This is a genomic window from Stenotrophomonas sp. P2112 (genome assembly GCF_041897515.1).
Taxonomy (GTDB): Bacteria; Pseudomonadota; Gammaproteobacteria; order Xanthomonadales; family Xanthomonadaceae; genus Stenotrophomonas; species Stenotrophomonas sepilia.
Map to the genome: position 1 here is coordinate 2,174,151 of NZ_CP169216.1, position 15,587 is coordinate 2,189,737.

The 15,587-nt window shown below is 66.4% G+C and carries 12 protein-coding genes; 2 read left to right on the forward strand and 10 right to left on the reverse strand.

Annotated features, from left to right (window positions below; genetic code table 11):
• Positions 1–9: 9 nt before the first annotated feature.
• Together ACEPA4_RS10110 and ACEPA4_RS10115 are read right to left on the reverse strand one after the other, a co-directional pair.
• Positions 10–3,486, reverse strand: coding sequence for a hybrid sensor histidine kinase/response regulator (locus tag ACEPA4_RS10110; RefSeq protein ID WP_262090590.1), 3,477 nt, complete (start codon positions 3,484–3,486; stop codon positions 10–12).
• The gene (locus ACEPA4_RS10115) at positions 3,410–6,070 is read right to left on the reverse strand and encodes an ATP-binding protein (protein ID WP_262090591.1); all 2,661 of its coding nucleotides are present in this window, start codon (positions 6,068–6,070) and stop codon (positions 3,410–3,412) included. Before ACEPA4_RS10115 ends, ACEPA4_RS10110 begins: the two co-directional genes overlap by 77 nt.
• A gap of 271 nt (positions 6,071–6,341) precedes the next feature.
• On the opposite strand from ACEPA4_RS10115, the gene ACEPA4_RS10120 reads away from it, so the two are divergent.
• Both ACEPA4_RS10120 and ACEPA4_RS10125 read left to right on the forward strand, forming a co-directional pair.
• Positions 6,342–6,527 carry a hypothetical protein gene (locus ACEPA4_RS10120; protein ID WP_262090593.1) on the forward strand — a complete coding sequence of 62 codons (186 nt, stop codon included), beginning with the start codon at positions 6,342–6,344 and terminating at the stop codon, positions 6,525–6,527.
• On the forward strand, positions 6,524–7,717 hold the full coding sequence (locus tag ACEPA4_RS10125) for a TIGR00341 family protein (protein WP_262090594.1): 1,194 nt from the start codon (positions 6,524–6,526) through the stop codon (positions 7,715–7,717). Before ACEPA4_RS10120 ends, ACEPA4_RS10125 begins: the two co-directional genes overlap by 4 nt.
• Positions 7,718–7,801: 84 nt before the next feature.
• On the opposite strand, the gene ACEPA4_RS10130 is transcribed toward ACEPA4_RS10125, so the two are convergent.
• The 8 genes from ACEPA4_RS10130 to ACEPA4_RS10165 all read right to left on the reverse strand — a co-directional run bounded on the left by ACEPA4_RS10130 (position 7,802) and on the right by ACEPA4_RS10165 (position 15,435).
• Positions 7,802–8,245 carry a fimbrial protein gene (locus ACEPA4_RS10130; protein ID WP_088497467.1) on the reverse strand — a complete coding sequence of 148 codons (444 nt, stop codon included), beginning with the start codon at positions 8,243–8,245 and terminating at the stop codon, positions 7,802–7,804.
• A gap of 62 nt (positions 8,246–8,307) precedes the next feature.
• Entirely contained in the window at positions 8,308–8,787 is a 480-nt protein-coding gene (locus ACEPA4_RS10135; protein ID WP_262090597.1) for a fimbrial protein, read from the reverse strand.
• Positions 8,788–8,795: 8 nt separating this feature from the next.
• Positions 8,796–9,290, reverse strand: a complete 495-nt coding sequence (locus ACEPA4_RS10140; protein ID WP_262090599.1) for a fimbrial protein — start codon at positions 9,288–9,290, stop codon at positions 8,796–8,798.
• Between the two features lies 1 nt (position 9,291).
• Positions 9,292–10,347 (reverse strand): fimbrial protein, encoded by a 1,056-nt coding sequence (locus ACEPA4_RS10145; RefSeq protein ID WP_143592547.1) that lies wholly within the window; start codon positions 10,345–10,347, stop codon positions 9,292–9,294.
• Positions 10,344–13,025: a fimbria/pilus outer membrane usher protein gene (locus ACEPA4_RS10150; RefSeq protein ID WP_262090602.1), complete on the reverse strand. Its 2,682-nt coding sequence runs from the start codon at positions 13,023–13,025 to the stop codon at positions 10,344–10,346. Before ACEPA4_RS10150 ends, ACEPA4_RS10145 begins: the two co-directional genes overlap by 4 nt.
• A gap of 35 nt (positions 13,026–13,060) precedes the next feature.
• Positions 13,061–13,801, reverse strand: a complete 741-nt coding sequence (locus tag ACEPA4_RS10155; RefSeq protein ID WP_197638671.1) for a molecular chaperone — start codon at positions 13,799–13,801, stop codon at positions 13,061–13,063.
• Between the two features lie 60 nt (positions 13,802–13,861).
• Positions 13,862–14,446, reverse strand: coding sequence for a fimbrial protein (locus ACEPA4_RS10160; protein ID WP_088476134.1), 585 nt, complete (start codon positions 14,444–14,446; stop codon positions 13,862–13,864).
• 272 nt (positions 14,447–14,718) lie between these two features.
• Positions 14,719–15,435, reverse strand: a complete 717-nt coding sequence (locus tag ACEPA4_RS10165) for a hypothetical protein (protein ID WP_252744706.1) — start codon at positions 15,433–15,435, stop codon at positions 14,719–14,721.
• Positions 15,436–15,587 lie beyond the last annotated feature (152 nt).

A 15,587-nucleotide genomic window follows, 5' to 3' on the forward strand; every position in this document is an offset into this window, starting at 1 on the left:
GGCGTTCGCTCACGAGCCGTCCGGCAGGCCCTCCCGATAGCTGTCGATGAGCGCGGACAGGGACGCGAGAAGCGCCTGCAGCTCGGCTTCATCCACCGTGTCGTGCTCGCGCAGGCGGTGCTCCACAGCACCAAAGCGCTCACCTAGCGGACGCTCCCCCATCATCAACAGCACGCCCTTCAGGGAATGGACCTTGTCCAGCAGCGCGGCCTGCTGCCCTTCCCGCAGCGCGGCGGCAAGGACGTCAAGATCACGCGCGCCGCTTTCCACGAACAGGGCCCGAAGTTTCAGCGGCAGCCCCTCCCCCGCGGCCGACGGGGACGCCCTGCGGTTGCTGGGGGGAACATAGCGGGACAACGCCGCCGACAGCCGTTCCAGATCCAGGGGCTTGAGCAGCAGCCCATCGATGCCCGCCTGCCGGCAGCGCTCCCGCTCGCTGGCCAGTGCGGTTGCGGTGATCGCCAGGATCGGCACCTTATCCCCGCGTGCACGCAGCGCCTGGGCCAGCTCGTAGCCGTCCATCACCGGCATGTTGATGTCGGTCAGCACGACGTCCCAGCTGGCTGACGGCCACAGGCTCAGCGCGGCCTGGCCATCCTCGGCGGTGCCCACATGCCAGCCGAGCTCCTCCAGCTGCTGCTGGATCAGCTCGCGGTTCACCGGATTGTCCTCCACCAGCAGCACCCTTCCCCGTCCCGCCGGCGGCCGTGCCTGCGCGGCGACCGGCGATGGCGCTTCCGCTCCCATCGCATCCTGCAGCAACGCGCGCAGCAGCGCCCGGCTGGAATAGCTGGTGACGTGCACGCCATCAGGACGGCGTTCGGGGGCCAGGGGGCCGCTCGGGTACGCGCGCACCAACCGGGCGTGGAGGCTGCACAGCGCCTGCTCATCCTCCTCCGGCCATGCGCGGCGCTCGCCGAAAATCAACAGCGTTGTCGTTGCGGCATCGGTGGGCAGCGCGGCCGGACGATCAAGGACGGTCAACCCCGCGCCCCAGCGCTGCAGGACCTGCCCGATTTCCTGCCGCCACTCCGGCGCTGCGGAAAGCAGCGTCACGGTGGTGCCCGACAGCGGCTGGTCACCGCCATGCGGCGCATCGACAGGGTGAACCGGCACCTCCAGGGTGAACACGGTGCCGACACCCAGCGTACTTTCGGCCTGGATGCTGCCGCCCAGCAGATGCGCAAGTTGCCTGCACAGCGCCAACCCCAGCCCGCTGCCACCGTAACGCCGGGACACGCTGGCATCGCCCTGCTCGAAGGGACGGAACAGATGCGCAAGCTGCTCGTCGGACATGCCAATGCCGGAGTCCACGACCCGCAGCCGCAGCACGCTCTGGTTCGGCTGCAGGCAGTTCCCGAGCCCGGCGTGCAGCGTGATGCGTCCGGACTCGGTGAACTTCACCGCGTTGCTCAGCAGGTTGTTGATGATCTGCCGGATGCGATGCGCATCTGCCTGGTAGGCATCCTCAAGCTCGCCATCGATCATATAGAACAGCTTCACGCCCTTCTTGTGCGCCTCGGGCGCATACAGCAGCGTGGCCTGCTCGATCAGTTCACGAACGTTGAAGTGAGCCGGGTCGATATCCAACTGCCCGGCCTCGATCTTCGAGAAATCGAGCACATCACTGATGATCGCCATCAGTGAGTCCGCCGACAGCCGGATGCGCTGCACGCGCTCCTGCTGCGCAGGCTGCAACGGTGAGCGTGCCAGTAGTTCCAGATGGCCGAGGATGCCGTTGAGCGGTGTGCGGATTTCGTGACTCATGGTGGCGACGAAGGCGCTCTTCGCCCGGTTGGCCGCCTCCGCAGCGGCGCGGGCATCCTCGGAATCGCGACTCGCGCGCTCCAGGGTCTGCTGCAGTTCCATCTGCGCCGTGACATCACGCAGCGCGCAGACCCACACGGTCTGGTCGCGATAGCGTGCGATGGCCAACGCCACCTGAAGCTGGATCGGCGCTGCACCCGCGTCGTGCAGCGTCCAGTTGAACTCCTTGCGCGCACCGGGCAAGGCATGCGCCTGCTCTACCAGCGCGGCATAGAGCGCCGGGGTCGTCGAATAGCCCGCCGGCTGCGTCGCCAGTTCGCGTGCGACCTGGTTCTGCAGAAGGGGAGCACCATCATCGCAGCTGAGCAGTGCCAAGCCCACCGGCGCCGTGCCGATGATGGTCTGGCTGAGCGCTTCGCTTTCGTAGACGCGCGATGCCTCGGCCAGGGCCGGCGCCATGACCTTGCGCTCCACCCGCCAGAGCAGCAGCCAGAGCGCTGCGATGATCGACAGTGCCGTCAGCAGCCGCGCAACGATGGCCATCCCCTGGTCGCGCCACAGCGCGCTCCAGTCGTAAAGACGCGTGAAGCGCCAGTCCGTCCCTGACAGCCCCCCGCTTACCGCAAACAGATGCTGGAAGGACAGCCGTGTCACGTTGCGTGTGTCCTGCTGCGCCAGCAGCGGGCCGAGCGCATTGGCCTCCCGGCTGAGGGGGCCCTTTGCCAGCACCACTTCACCGGTGGGCCCGGTCAGGAGATAGCTGCCGGCGGCGGTCGCCTCCAGGCGCGAGCCGATGCTGCTGATCGGCTCGAAGGTGACCCGCCGGAAATAGGGCGTGGTGCCCTCGGCCAGGGTGAGAATGCCCACCAGCGAGGGCCGGCCATCCAGCGGGTTGCGGCCGAACAGCGAGGCCAGGCGATGGCCCCTAGCGGCGCTTTCCATCGGACCGGGGTCTGGAGATTGCAGCGGTGCTTGGCGCTCGATGCCCTTCAACAGTGCGAACGCCTGTGCCCGCGAATCTGCGCGCAGCCCCCGCAGCAGCTGCGCCTCGTCAACCACGCCGGGCAGTGCCATCAGCCGCGCCTGCGGGTCATAGCCATACACCATGGCCGGGCTGCTCCCCTGCATCGAACTGATCGCCGCAGTCGTGTACAGCGAGTACTGATAGATCATGCCCAGATAGGCTTCCAGCTCAGGCTGTGGCATCGGCCGCTCGGGATCGCCCAGCACCAGCCACGGCACCGATGCCGGACCTTCTGCCCGGACCACCGTTCGCATGTCCTGCGACAGGTAGTTGGCCACCATCGGCCGACCCAGGCGCCGCAGTTCTTCCCGCTGCCCGCTCCACATCACGTCGTTGGCGTTCACGCTTCCTGCATAGGCACGGTCACGTTGCACCAGGAAGTAATCGATCGCGCCGCGGGCCTCGAAGAACTTCTGGCGCTCGCGGTCATGGAATTCGCCCACGCCGGCAAAAATGCTCACCGCTGTGGTCAACAGCACCAGCAACGTGATCAGCCCCCCTCCCCCTAACAGCAGCCGGCGCTGTGAACGGTGGAGTGCCTGCAACGGGGCGGAAGGCAAGTCAGGCGAGGCCGGAGGCATGGCATTCCCGCGCACGGGCAAGGGGGTGGCCATGAATCTAGTGCATGCCCCTTTCCACCGCCAGTGTCGGCACGCCCCGCTGCGAGGAAACCAGCAGGGCCTGCAGCAGGCCATCACTGGAATAGCAGGACACGCGCCACGCATTTCCCCGCACCTGCGGCTTCAGCGGACCGTCGGCAGATACCAGGATCACCCGCCGCCGTCCCGCCCGCGACGCCACTTCCGTCCGCGCGGGACTTCTCTCGAATGCAACGAGCGGAACGTGCGCCTCCCAGTGTTCGGCGGGCCAGGCGTCGGCCTCGCTCACGATGATCACGGTGGCGCCCCAGCGTTCAAGCCGGCGCCGCAGCTCGTCCCGCCACCCGCTGGCCGAGGAACTCAGGAGCACCGAGCGGTCAGCCAAGGGCAGCGTCCCGGCAGCCGGAACCGCCTGGACCGGAATGCAGAAGGTGAAGACACTGCCGACGCCGGGCGTGCTGCTGGCATGGATGGTGCCCCCCATGCAGCTGCTCAGTTCACGGCACAGTGAAAGCCCCAGCCCAGACCCGCCAAAACGGGTGATGATGCTGGCGTCCGCCTGCACATAGGGCTGGAAGAGCCTTGCCATCTGCGTCTCCGTCATGCCGATGCCGGAGTCGATGACCTGCAGCTGCAGCTGGGAACCGTCCGTATCGGGCACCCAGTCAGCCCTCAGTTCGACACGACCGGACGGGGTGAACTTCACTGCATTGCTGACCAGGTTGCGCAGGACCTGCTCGACGCGTGCCTGCGGCCCGACCAGCCTGGCCGGCACTGCATCATCGACCATGACGTCCAATACCAGGCCCTTTGCTTCGGCCAGTGGCGAGAACAGCAGCGCGACCCGCTCCAGCAGCGTCACCGGTTCGAAGGTCTCCGCAACCAGGTCCAGGTGCCCGGATTCCGCGCGGGAGAAATCCAGCACGTCGTTGATGATCTGCAGCAGCGAGTCCGCAGCCTGGGTAATCCGCCGAAGCCGTGCCTGCTGGTTGTCGTCCAGCGCAGAGCGGCCGAGCAACTCCAGGTGACCCAGGATGCCATGCAACGGCGTGCGGATCTCGTGGCTCATGGCCGCCAGGAAGCGGCTCTTTGCGCGGCTGGCGGCCTCCGCCGACTCGCGCGCCTGCTTCTGCTGCTGCTCCAGTTCGATTCGCGCACTCAAGTCGCGCACGGCGCACAGCAGTACCATGCGCCCTTGATAGCTGGCACTGGTCGCCCCCACCAGCAGCACGACAGGCGCCTGGCCCTGGGGATCCGGCACCGACACCTCGAACTCGGCGATGGTGGTATCAGGCAGCAGCAGGATCGCCGAGGCCTGGTCGACCATGCGGGCATAGAGCATGGCGCCGCGTCGCTCGGCGGCGGCGGCGAGCTGACGCATCATGTCGTTCTGCACCACCGGGTCACCGCTGTGGCGATCGAGCAGGCACAGTCCCACCGGTGACAGCTGGATCAACGCGCGGCTGAGCTGTTCGCCCTGGTAAACGCGCGCGGCGCGTGCCAGCGCGGGCCCGAAGGCGCGCCAATGCAGCCAGGCCAGCAGCGTCCAAAGACCCAGCAACAGGCCGAACGCCAACGACGCGGCGGCGATGTACAGGCGTTGCCCATCGGCAATGACATCGGCGATGCAGTACGTGCTGACCAGTGCCCAGTCAGCCTCCTCGATACGGACCACCTGGAAGAAGCGCAGCCCTTGGCGGAAGGTGGCCAGCGTGCGCCCCTTCTGCTCCGCGTCCAGAAGATGCCGGGTCACCTCGCCCAGATCCAGCGCTTTGGGGCTGCCGGTGCCCGCCACCACGCGGCCGTCGCCAGTCAGCACGAACGACACGCCACCGTCGGCGATGCGCATTGCCCGGGACAGCGGTGCCGTTGATTCCAGCGTGACGAACGTACCGATCACCGTGGCACTGTCACGCGCCACCAGGGCACTGGCGATCGCCGGAGCCCCCGACACCGGATGGCGCACCAGTTCCATCCGGGTGGCGTGCGTGCCATACGCCTCCGCGTCGTCGACGCCGGTGCGGGACAGCGCCGCGAGCCGACCGATGAGCTGCGCACGGTCCTTTTCTCCCGTGGCCGACAGAAGATGCTGTTCGCTCATGCCCTCGCCCAGTACCAGCAGCTGGCCGCGCGGATCAAGAAAGAAGCTCGACTCCGATTCGCTGGACCGGCCGCCGGCGCCGCCCAGCCGGCGGATGATCGACAGCGAGTGCGCCAGCATGAGATAGCGATCCAGACGGTCAACGGGCCAGGCATCGGTGCCGGCACCCAGCACCGTCTGCGGCACGCTCTCGGTGCCAGCGGTCATGACGGCCCGCTGTCCGGCACGCAGATAGTTGGCACGGTCCACTTCCAGCGTCCGCGCATCATTGTCCGGGCGATGCCGCCAGGCGTACTCGGCCATGCTCAACAGCCGAAGGTGGGCCGCATCCGACGCCGCCAAGTGGGCCTCGACGATGGCACGGCTGCGCTGCAGCGCTTCCGACCGCCGCGCCGCGAAGCCATCTGCGTGGAACAGCGCCAGCGCGATCAGCCCGGCCACGATAGCGATGCTGAGCAGGCAGCCGCCGCCCAGCAGCACGCCGCGCTGGTACTTGCGGAGCGCAGCGAGGTCGCAATCGTCGGTAGCATCAGGCGAGGCGTCCTGGCGCAGGTGTGCGGAGCGGAAGAAACGGAACATTGTTGCTGTGGATGCGCCCGCCAAGGAACATGCGGGCCATACCGGAGAAAGTGAAAGGGAGCGGCCACCCTATCGGCCCCTGGCAGACAGCCACATAGGACGCGGCTGACTTTCAGCTGCGCCACGGCGCAACGCGGCCGCAAGGCTGGCGTGAGTGCGTGGACGTGCGCGCCACACGTCGGATCCGCCAGGAATGGGCGTCGTCCGATGGGCTGCTGCAACACGTTGGTTGACCATAGGCGTTCGACCCTCTTCGTTCCCAGACAGTTTCATGACCGACCTCTCCCAACACACCCTCATTTACACCGAGTACGGCTGCTGGAATGTCATGCGCGGCCGGCAGCTGCTCGGCGGCCGCACTTGCCTTGCAGAGGCACTTGCGCTCATCTACTACTTCAGCCGACTCCATCGAGCCGATGCGCTGGATTCAGTCGCGCAGCCGGGAGCGGATCGATGAGTGCCGTGCCAACGCTGCTGGTGAGTGTCCTGGCATCCGCCCACCATGGCTGGAGCCGGTGGCGCAACCGCATGCTTGCCGCCGTCGACCACGATGCCGTCATCGCCAACGTGAGTGACGGTGGCGGGCTCAGCCCGCGCTTCACGTTCATGGCAGTGATGTCCTGCGGTATCGCGATCCTGGGGCTGCTTCAGTCCTCCGGGGCCGTCGTGATCGGTGCGATGCTGATCTCGCCGCTGATGGGCCCCATCGTGCAGCTGGGTTTTTCGCTGTGCGTGGTCGATTTCCGGATGATGGGCCGTGCACTGCTTGCGCTGCTTGTGGGCATGGCGCTGGCGCTGCTGACCGCCATGTGCATCGTATGGCTGTCGCCGCTACGCGAGGCGACCAGTGAGATCCTTGCACGCACGCAACCCACCCTGTTCGACCTGCTGGTGGCGCTGCTGTCAGGGCTGGCCGGCGGCTACGCAGTGATTACCCGAAAGGGAGAGGCCATTGTGGGCGTTGCGATTGCTACCGCCCTGATGCCGCCGTTGGCAGTGGTCGCGTTTGGGCTGGCGACGGGCGACGTGCGCGTGGCCGGGGGCGCGATGTTCCTTTTCATGACCAACCTGCTGGCGATTGCCCTCAGCGTGACACTGATTGCCAAGTGGTACAGGTTCGGGATGGAGAACTCACCTCGCCACACCGCCTGGCAGGCGGGGGTGATCGCCACCACGTTCATTCTGCTAGCGCTGCCACTGGGACTGGCCCTGCGCGAGATCGGGCAGCAGACTTGGGCTGCAAACCAGGCCCGCGCCGTGGTTACCGGGTACCTGGGCGATCGCCGTGCGTCGATTGAACACATGTCCGTAGTGCGTGCCGAGCATCGCTATGTCATCGAGGTGGTGGCGCTGGTCCCGGCCTATATCAACAATGCCCAGACCAATCTGGAAGGACGGCTGTCCGCGCGGCTGGCGGCTCCGGTATCCCTTCGCGTCAGACAGACCCTGGAGGCCAACGAGGACGAACTGCGCAACCGGGCAGATATCGATGGCCTGCGGCTCAACGTTGCCAGCCTGTCCGCCGAGACCAGGGCGCTTCGTGTCGAGATGGATGAGATCGTGGCGGAACGCTCACGCGTGCTGCGCGAGGAGAGCGCTGCGCAGGAGCAGGGCCAAGGATCGCACAGCGCGGACAGTCTCCGCTAGCGAGGCGCCGCTGCGCGCAGCAGCCCTGTCCTGCGCCAGAAACGCGAGGGGGACGACCCTTGGTGCCGTCCCCTACCCGCGTAGTCAGTTGTACGTCATTGTTACCGTGATTGGTCGGCTGACCGTACCGGCCGATACCGTTGCCCGGCTCTGCACGAAGCGTGCGCGGAATGCGTGCGTCGCCGCAGCCGTGGCCATCTGGGCCGTTCCGCCAGGTGCGACGCGGGCCCCGCTGCTGGTGTACTGCAGCTCGATGCCGATGCCAGGCACACCCTGGAACAGCTGGGCATTGCTGGTGTCGGCGTTGCCATCGAAACGCAACGCGACCCGGGTCACCAGCGGGTCACACTGGCTGACCACAACATTCACTGGCTGGAAGGGCGAGGCATATGCGCCGGTAAACAGTGTTGCCTGATAGGTGCCAAGACTGACGTCGGCCACAGCGATGCGGCAGACACCCGGCAGAATGGTGCCGGTGACGTTGAAGGTGGTGGTCGTCTGCGCGGCCGCGTGGCCAGCAGCGAACATTGAGGTCAGCGCCAGTAGGATGGGACGCAGGCGGAGGGCGACAGTGCACATCAGCTGCAGCCTCAGTTGTAGGTGAGCGAAACGGTGATGGGACGCGTCACGCGGCCTGCGCCAACCGTCGTGGCGGACTGCCGGAAGCGCGCACGGAAGGGATACACACCGGCGGCGGTCGCATACTGGGTATTTCCACCCGGTGCAATCGGCACGTTGACGGCACCGACCACGCGTACCAGTTCGATGCCCACGCCGGAAACCCCCTGGAACAGTGACGCGTTGCCGCTGTCGGCTGCACCGGTAAAGGTCATGGCCACACGCAGCACCTGCGCGTCGCAGTCGCTGACGGTGCCACTGAAATCAATATAGGCCGTGGCATAGCTGCCGGTGAACAATGACGCCTGATGGGACCCCAGATCCACATCGGGGAACGCGACCTTGCAGACGCCTGGCAGAATTTCGCCGGACATCGTGAAGGCCTGGCTGTCCTGCCCGTGCACCGTGGCAGCGCAAAGCAGCAGGCTCAGTGAGAGAAGCGGACGGAACATGGAAGACCTCAGTTGTATGTGACCTGGACAGTGATGGGGGTACGGATTGCACCTGCGGTGACATTGCCAGTGCGTACCAGTAGGGCGCCAAGTGCGCGCTGGCCTGCGGCATCGCCGCTGGTGGGCCAGTCAAACGCGGGCTGGTTGGGTGCATACAGCGTGCCGGTGGCACTCTGCAGTCGGATGGCCAATCCCCGCACACCGCCGGTGGCCGGGATGGCGAAGTAGCTGGCATTGCTGCTGTCAGCGGTGCCCACGAAGCGGACGTGCAGCGTTCGCAGGTCGTCGCTGCAGTTCTTGCGCTCCAGCACGAAGGCCACCGCGGGTGACTGCGTGCTGGTGGCGAAGTACGTTGCCTGGAACGTGCCCAGATCGACGTCCGGCACGTTCAGCTGGCAGGTCCCGGCCAGGAACCTGCCGGTGAAGCGGACGGTAAGGTCCGCCGCCGCCACCGGCATGGCGGCCCCGCACAGCAGCGCCAGCAGCAGCCATCGTGCGCGCATGTCAGTAGTACTCCAGGGTAATGGTGGCGGCACCGTTCGCCTGTCCCGATGACGCGGCAGCGGCGTAGCGGGTATAGCGCGCACGCAGCATCAGCGTGTAGGACGCGTTGTTGGTTTCGCTTAACGCCAGCCCGGAATCACGCATGTTGCCAAAGCCTACCGACTCGTCGGCCGCGGTCCCGATCTGGATACCGATGCCGGTCGCCGTGGTATTCACGCCGTCGCTCTGCAGCATCATCACCGAGCGCGCGCTATCCGCCACGGCCGTGACCGGATCCACGCGGAAGCGGACGGTGTTGTCGACGCGCCCATTGGCCGTCTGTACCGTTCCGGTGGTGAGGTTGCCGCGGTAGCGGCCATAGAACGCCGGGCAATTGCTCAGCATTACTGGTACGTTGACCCATTGTGTCCCGCTGCCCACGGTGGGAATCTCCGTCACGCGGTGATCGCCTAGATTCACGGATACATCTGCAGTGGTGCAGGTGCGGGCAACGATGGACAGCGAGCCCTGCACCAGGCCGTTCCAGAGCTGGAGTGCGCTGTTGGCGCCGGTCATGCGGTATTCGAAGCGCGGCAGGTTCGCACCTGTGACCGTGCCGGCCGTTATCGGTCCGGTCTTGATCAGGCTGACGTCAAAGGATTGAACGGGCCAGATCACCGTGCCCGTAACGACCTCTACGGACGTAGATATCGGGAAAGGGCTACCGTTGAACCAGACTGCCACGCCGACGCCGGGGAGGTTCGTGTTGTATACGGTTCCGTAGCGCGCGTCTGCGTAGCCCGAAGGCCCGTACGGGAGCGCGGTGTACTGGCGGATGCGATCGGCCCTGCCCGGTGTGCAGTAGATCTCGTTGGTGGGCCCGGCGTAATACGTGGCCCGATAGATTTCGGTGCCGACCTGCACATCCGGACCGACGGTGATGCTGCCACTGAGGTTGGCGATGTTGGTGAGCGTGGTGGTGCCGGCGTTGAAGCGACAGTTCTGCGCAAGCGCAGGCGCTGCGGCAATCAACAGGACAAGCGCGATCAATCGCGCGACCAGAGGCAAGCGAATCACGGTGCGTTCTCCTGGAAGGTGGTGGTAATCCGGCGCGCGGGCGGCGCGTCACCGTTGGCATGGACGACCGGCGATCGGCATTGCGCGCTGAGCACGGCGTACTGGCCGCTGACAGGGCCGTCGGGAATCTGCACGTCCACCACGCACTGGTGGTCGGCGCCCTCGCCCCATTGCACCTGCACCGGCCCGGACGACTGAAGGCCACTGAGCAGCAGGCGGCTACCCTGCCCCACCACGCCGACCGTGGCGCCGCTGGCATCGGTGGCCTGCGCGCCGAACGGCAGCGGGCGCCCATCTTCGGTCTGCGTGTCGACCATCAGCCCACGGCTGGCGCGCGTACTGAAATCGAGCTTCACCAGCGCACCGGCACGCGGCGCCACCGCGCGTGCGGTTTCCTGCAGCTCCAAGCTGTAGCCGGCCCCCTTGGGGTCGAGCGAAATCGTGTTCAGCTGGTACGGCGTCAGGTACGGCACCACCGCAAACCCGCGACTGTCCACGCGCGATCCGCCGCTATTCTCCACCCGCATTCCCGCCGCGCCGGGCGCGTGCACCAGCGCGACCGTGTCGCCCAGCGGCGGCGACAGGGTCAGCCCACCCGCGTGGAGCACCAGCCCGCCCGACGCGCCAAGGCCCATTTGGGTATAGCCGGGGCCCCGGCTGAGATTGGCCGCCACCTGGCCGCGGCCGCCGCGATAGCCGCCGTTGACGTCCAGGGCGTTGCCACCACCGATACGCGCCAGAGACACGCCGTAATTGACTCGGTCGTCGCGGACCCACAGCCCGCTGGCCGACAGCTGCGTGGAAGGATCGGCGTTGTCGCTGCGGGTCTGGGTGACATTGAGCTGTGGCGCACGGGGCGTGCGCCCCAGGGGCACCGACAGCATCAGCATCAGGCGATTGTCAGCCCGCGCCAACTGTGGACGCGGCGCGGCATCCGCGCCGGGAATGCGATCCTGCAGGAAGCCCGGCATGAAATCGATCGAATCGCGCGTGCGCTGGAAGTTCAGGCTGTAGCTCAGCGACTTCCACTGGTTGCTGTAGCCCACGCTCAGGTCAAGCTGGCGGCCTGCCGTGTTCCAGAAGTCGCGCCGCGTCCCGATGACGAACAACTGGCCACCGCGCTCCCCCAGGCGCTGGTTGACGCTCAGGTCCATGCGGTTGCGCTGGCGCGCCACCGCATCGATGCCAAGATCACGTGCCTGTGCGTCACGCAGGCTGGCCCAGTCGCGCACGCTCACGTAGCCACCCGTTGCATAGCGGTAGGCCGCGATGGCAAACGAGGTGCCGGTGCTGGCGATGCTTCGATTGTAGGCCACGCGGAAGCTGCTGCCGGACAGCTCAGGCAGGCCGCGTACACGGGCCTGTGACAACGACGCATCCATTGCCAGCGCGCCGAATCGTGTATTGACCGCACTACCGGCCAGCACCGAGTGGTAGTTGTCGCCCACCACGGCGCCGCCGTAGGCACTGACCACATTGGACAGGCCGCGCTGGTACTGCAGCTGCAGGACGTCCGGCGCATCGAGCAGCGAGGCCTCGGCAACACGACCGGCCGCTACCGACCACCGTGACTGGCCCGGACGCAGCAGTTGCGGCACCGCCGAGTACGGTAGCGTGAACCGCCGTGAGCGGCCGTCGGCTTCGACGACTTCCACGTCGAGATCGCCGGCATACCCGGTCGGGAACAGGTCGTTGATCTCGAACGGTCCAGGTGCAACGCTGGTTTCCAGCAGGACGTTGCCACGCTGGCGCACGATCACCCGGGCGTTGGTCTCGGCGATGCCACGCACTACCGGTGCGAAACCGCGCTGTGACTGCGGCAGCATGCGGTCGTCGCTGCCCAGGCGGGCGCCACGCAGGCGCACGCTCTCGAACAGGTCGCCCGCAGTGGACGTGTCGCCGACCATCAGCTGCGCCTTCCACGGCACGATGTCGTGCGTCAGGTAGGCGGCCGCTGACCGGTAGCGCTGCGACTGGCTGCCACCGCGCGTCATCGCGCCCTGGTGCACCAGCTGCCAGCCCGCCACGCGGCCCGAGGCGTTCAGGCCAAGGAACCCGGAGTAGGTCGGGGCAGCGCCATTGCTGTAGCGATAGACGTTGGCGTTGTAGCCCAGCGACAGCGCCGCCACGCCGGCATCCCACTCGCTGGGGTCGACATGGCCGCGCGCCTCGCTGCGCAGGTACAGCTGCGGCACCTGCAGATCCAGGGTCTGGCTGCCTGCATCGAAGGACGCCGTGGCACCGGGCACGCGCTCGCCCAGGTCACCACAGAAGGGTTCGTCCGGCCAGGCCAGGGCCGGCTGCCGGGCCTGGTCGGCGTGCAGGCGCTCCGGCGCAATGCCGTAGCGCTTCAGCGCGGCCGGGTCCAGGCACAGCCGCGAGACGCCGTCCACCTCGCGGTAGACAACGTCCGCACGCGCTTGCCACTGGCCGTTCAGACGCACGTCCCCCCGGTAGGTACCGGGCGCAACGTAGTCTTCCTGCGAGAACCGCTGCAGGTCCAGGCGCGAGGACGCCCCCACCGGCAGGAACGCGGCGTCGAACTCGACATCGTCCGGGCTTTCGTTGCCGGCGCTCGCGACGGCCGGGGCAAACAGGATGGCGGCCACCACACCCGGCAGGCGGGCGCGCTGGAACCGGCGGGCGCCGGCGGCCGGCGCCCGGGAACGGGCGTTCATGATGGATTCTCCGGCGGTGCGGTGCGGTGCGCGGCTCAGGGCTGCAATACGGCCTCGGTGGGAACCAGCGCGCCGAAGTCATTGATGACCGTAACGGCAGCCTTCAGCTGGCCCGACGGGCGCGCGCGTAGATCCTTCAGCGGGAACTCGGCCTGTGAGAACGGCGCGACCATGCCGCCGCCCTGCCCGCCCTGTTCCTGGCCGCCGACATTGAGGCTGACGTTGGCAAAGTTGACGTGGAACGGGGTCGGATTGTCGGCACGCAGAACCAGGCCGTCCTTACCGGCGTGCAGGGTCCAGCGCAGCTTCTGGTAAGCCAGCACCGGCTCCCCTGCCAGGTTCGACGGCCGGTAGAACACCTTGATGCGGGTGCGGAAGGCGAACTGCAGGATGTTGGCGCTGGCAGTGCCATTCTTCGGGGGGATTTCCAGCATGTTCAGCCAGTACAGCGTTTCCCGGTCGGCCGGCAGGCCCGCGCCGGTGAACATGATGCGGGTGGTCTGCTGCTTCTTCGGGTCCAGGCGGAACACCGGTGGCGCGACCACGAAGGGGGCTTTGGCGGTATCCGGCGTGGACTGGTCATCGCCATCATCCAGCCAGACCTGGACCAGCGTCGCGCGCTCGCCTTCATTGATGAACTTGAGCGTGACTTCCTTGTCCTGCGCGGGATAGACCACGCGGGTACCGCCGATCACGACCGACGCATGGGCCGCCGGCGAAGCCAGCGCGACGAGCGACAGCAATGCAGCAGCGATGATGCGATGGAGGGCGTTCATGGGTCACCTCGGAACGGGGAAGGAAGGAGGCCGCCAGCGCCTGCCGGCGACCTCCCGCGATCAGTTGTAGACAACCTTGTAGTTGACGTACGACTGCACGAAGCCCGGGGCCGCAGCGCCACCGTTGGCGACGTACTGGCTGGCCATGTCGATCGTGGCGGTGTTGTTGGTGATGGTCACCGGATCGGTCTTGAACGACGGATCGCGCAGGTCGACCACGGCATTCTTGTACTTCACCTGGATCTGGGTGTTGGCTGCCGGCGCGTTGGCTTCCTGGTTGCGCAGGTTGCCGTTGCTGGCGTCGACCTGGCCGGCAGCCGGGTCGAAGTACAGCTCGGCGACCTTGCCGTCCAGGCACGTGCCCTGGCCGGGGCCACCGATGATCAGCTGGAACGGGTGTTCACCGGCAACGTCGCCGGCTGCTGCCAGCTGGTTGGCCTGCACCGCGCTCATCGGAACGGTGACGTTGGTGGTGCCGATGGCGCCGGCGCCACCGGAAATGGTGCAGGTCAGGTCGGTGACTTCGCCGGTGAACTCGATGGTGCCCGAGCCATAGGACTGGGCGCTGGCCGCCGAAGCGGCCAGCAGCAGGCTTGCAGCGGAAGCGATCGGAATGAGCTTCATGATGGTGGTGTTCTTCTTCACAGATGTGATCCGCACGCGGGCGGCAAGAAACCACCGCCGCCGAAGCGGCGGTGGCCGGGGACGGATCGGACACTTGGGGAGAAGGTCCTGTCCGGCCAGCCGGTGCACGGCTGGCGGAGAGAATCCTAGGTAAGGCCCCCGGAGCGCTCTATCGGACTGCGCCTAGATTTGCCGCGCATGATTGTTAAGGGCCAACCACGAAACACGTGGACTGGCTCCCGTACGGCACAGGTCCACGACAGGGGTACGGTTGTAGCCGTGATAACGAGCCCTTATCGCGACTGAACTGGTTTGGCAGGCAGAACGGATTTTTGCGCAATCTCCAGCCTACTCACGTCGTCCACTGGCATAAGAACTGCAGCTTTCTGTACCGGGTCCCAAAGTACATAGCTATCACCCAAACGCCCCACTAGGCCCAGGCCGCCTTGCACCTTCTCATCAATAGTCACATTGACCGTGTACTTGCTGGCGCCAGAAGTGATCGCCTTGGCGCGCTCGAAGCCAAGCCAGTTTGACGAGATCGGGACATAGACAATCATCACGAGCGCATAGACCAGCCACGGCGAGTCCTTCACGGCGGCCGGCAACACTGGGGACAGGCGTACTGCCATTGCACATATGCCCGTCAGCGCCACACCTATCAAAACGGGCCAGGCATTGGTCCACCAAAGCAAGGCACCCATTCCAACAAGACAAAGAGCCAGGGTCAGCCACATCAGCAGATTGGCTTGGGACGGCGTCGCTGTCACCTTCCCCTCAACCCACCCTCCAAACAGCAGCGCAATCAGAATAAGGAACAACACCATGCCGATCCCCGCAAGCCCTGCCAGTGCAAGCTCACTCACCGCAACAAACTGAAAAGGATCCAGGCCGAAGTGACCCCAGTAAGCCTTCAGATAGAAAGCCCCTTGCACCAAGCCAAACGTAACCAGCGCCGAACCCCACCCCGCAACATCGGCCATGGTTAGCGTCTTCTGCGTACGTTCCATGTATCCCCTTCCGTCAATGCAGCCCCGCCACATAGTGGCATGCAGCGCTCGACCCTGCAGAACTCATCCTATTAACGTGACGCGTCACGCTCGATCGCTGCCACTCCATTGGCGCCCCACCCCTCCCCCACTATAGTGCCAACCCTCACAAG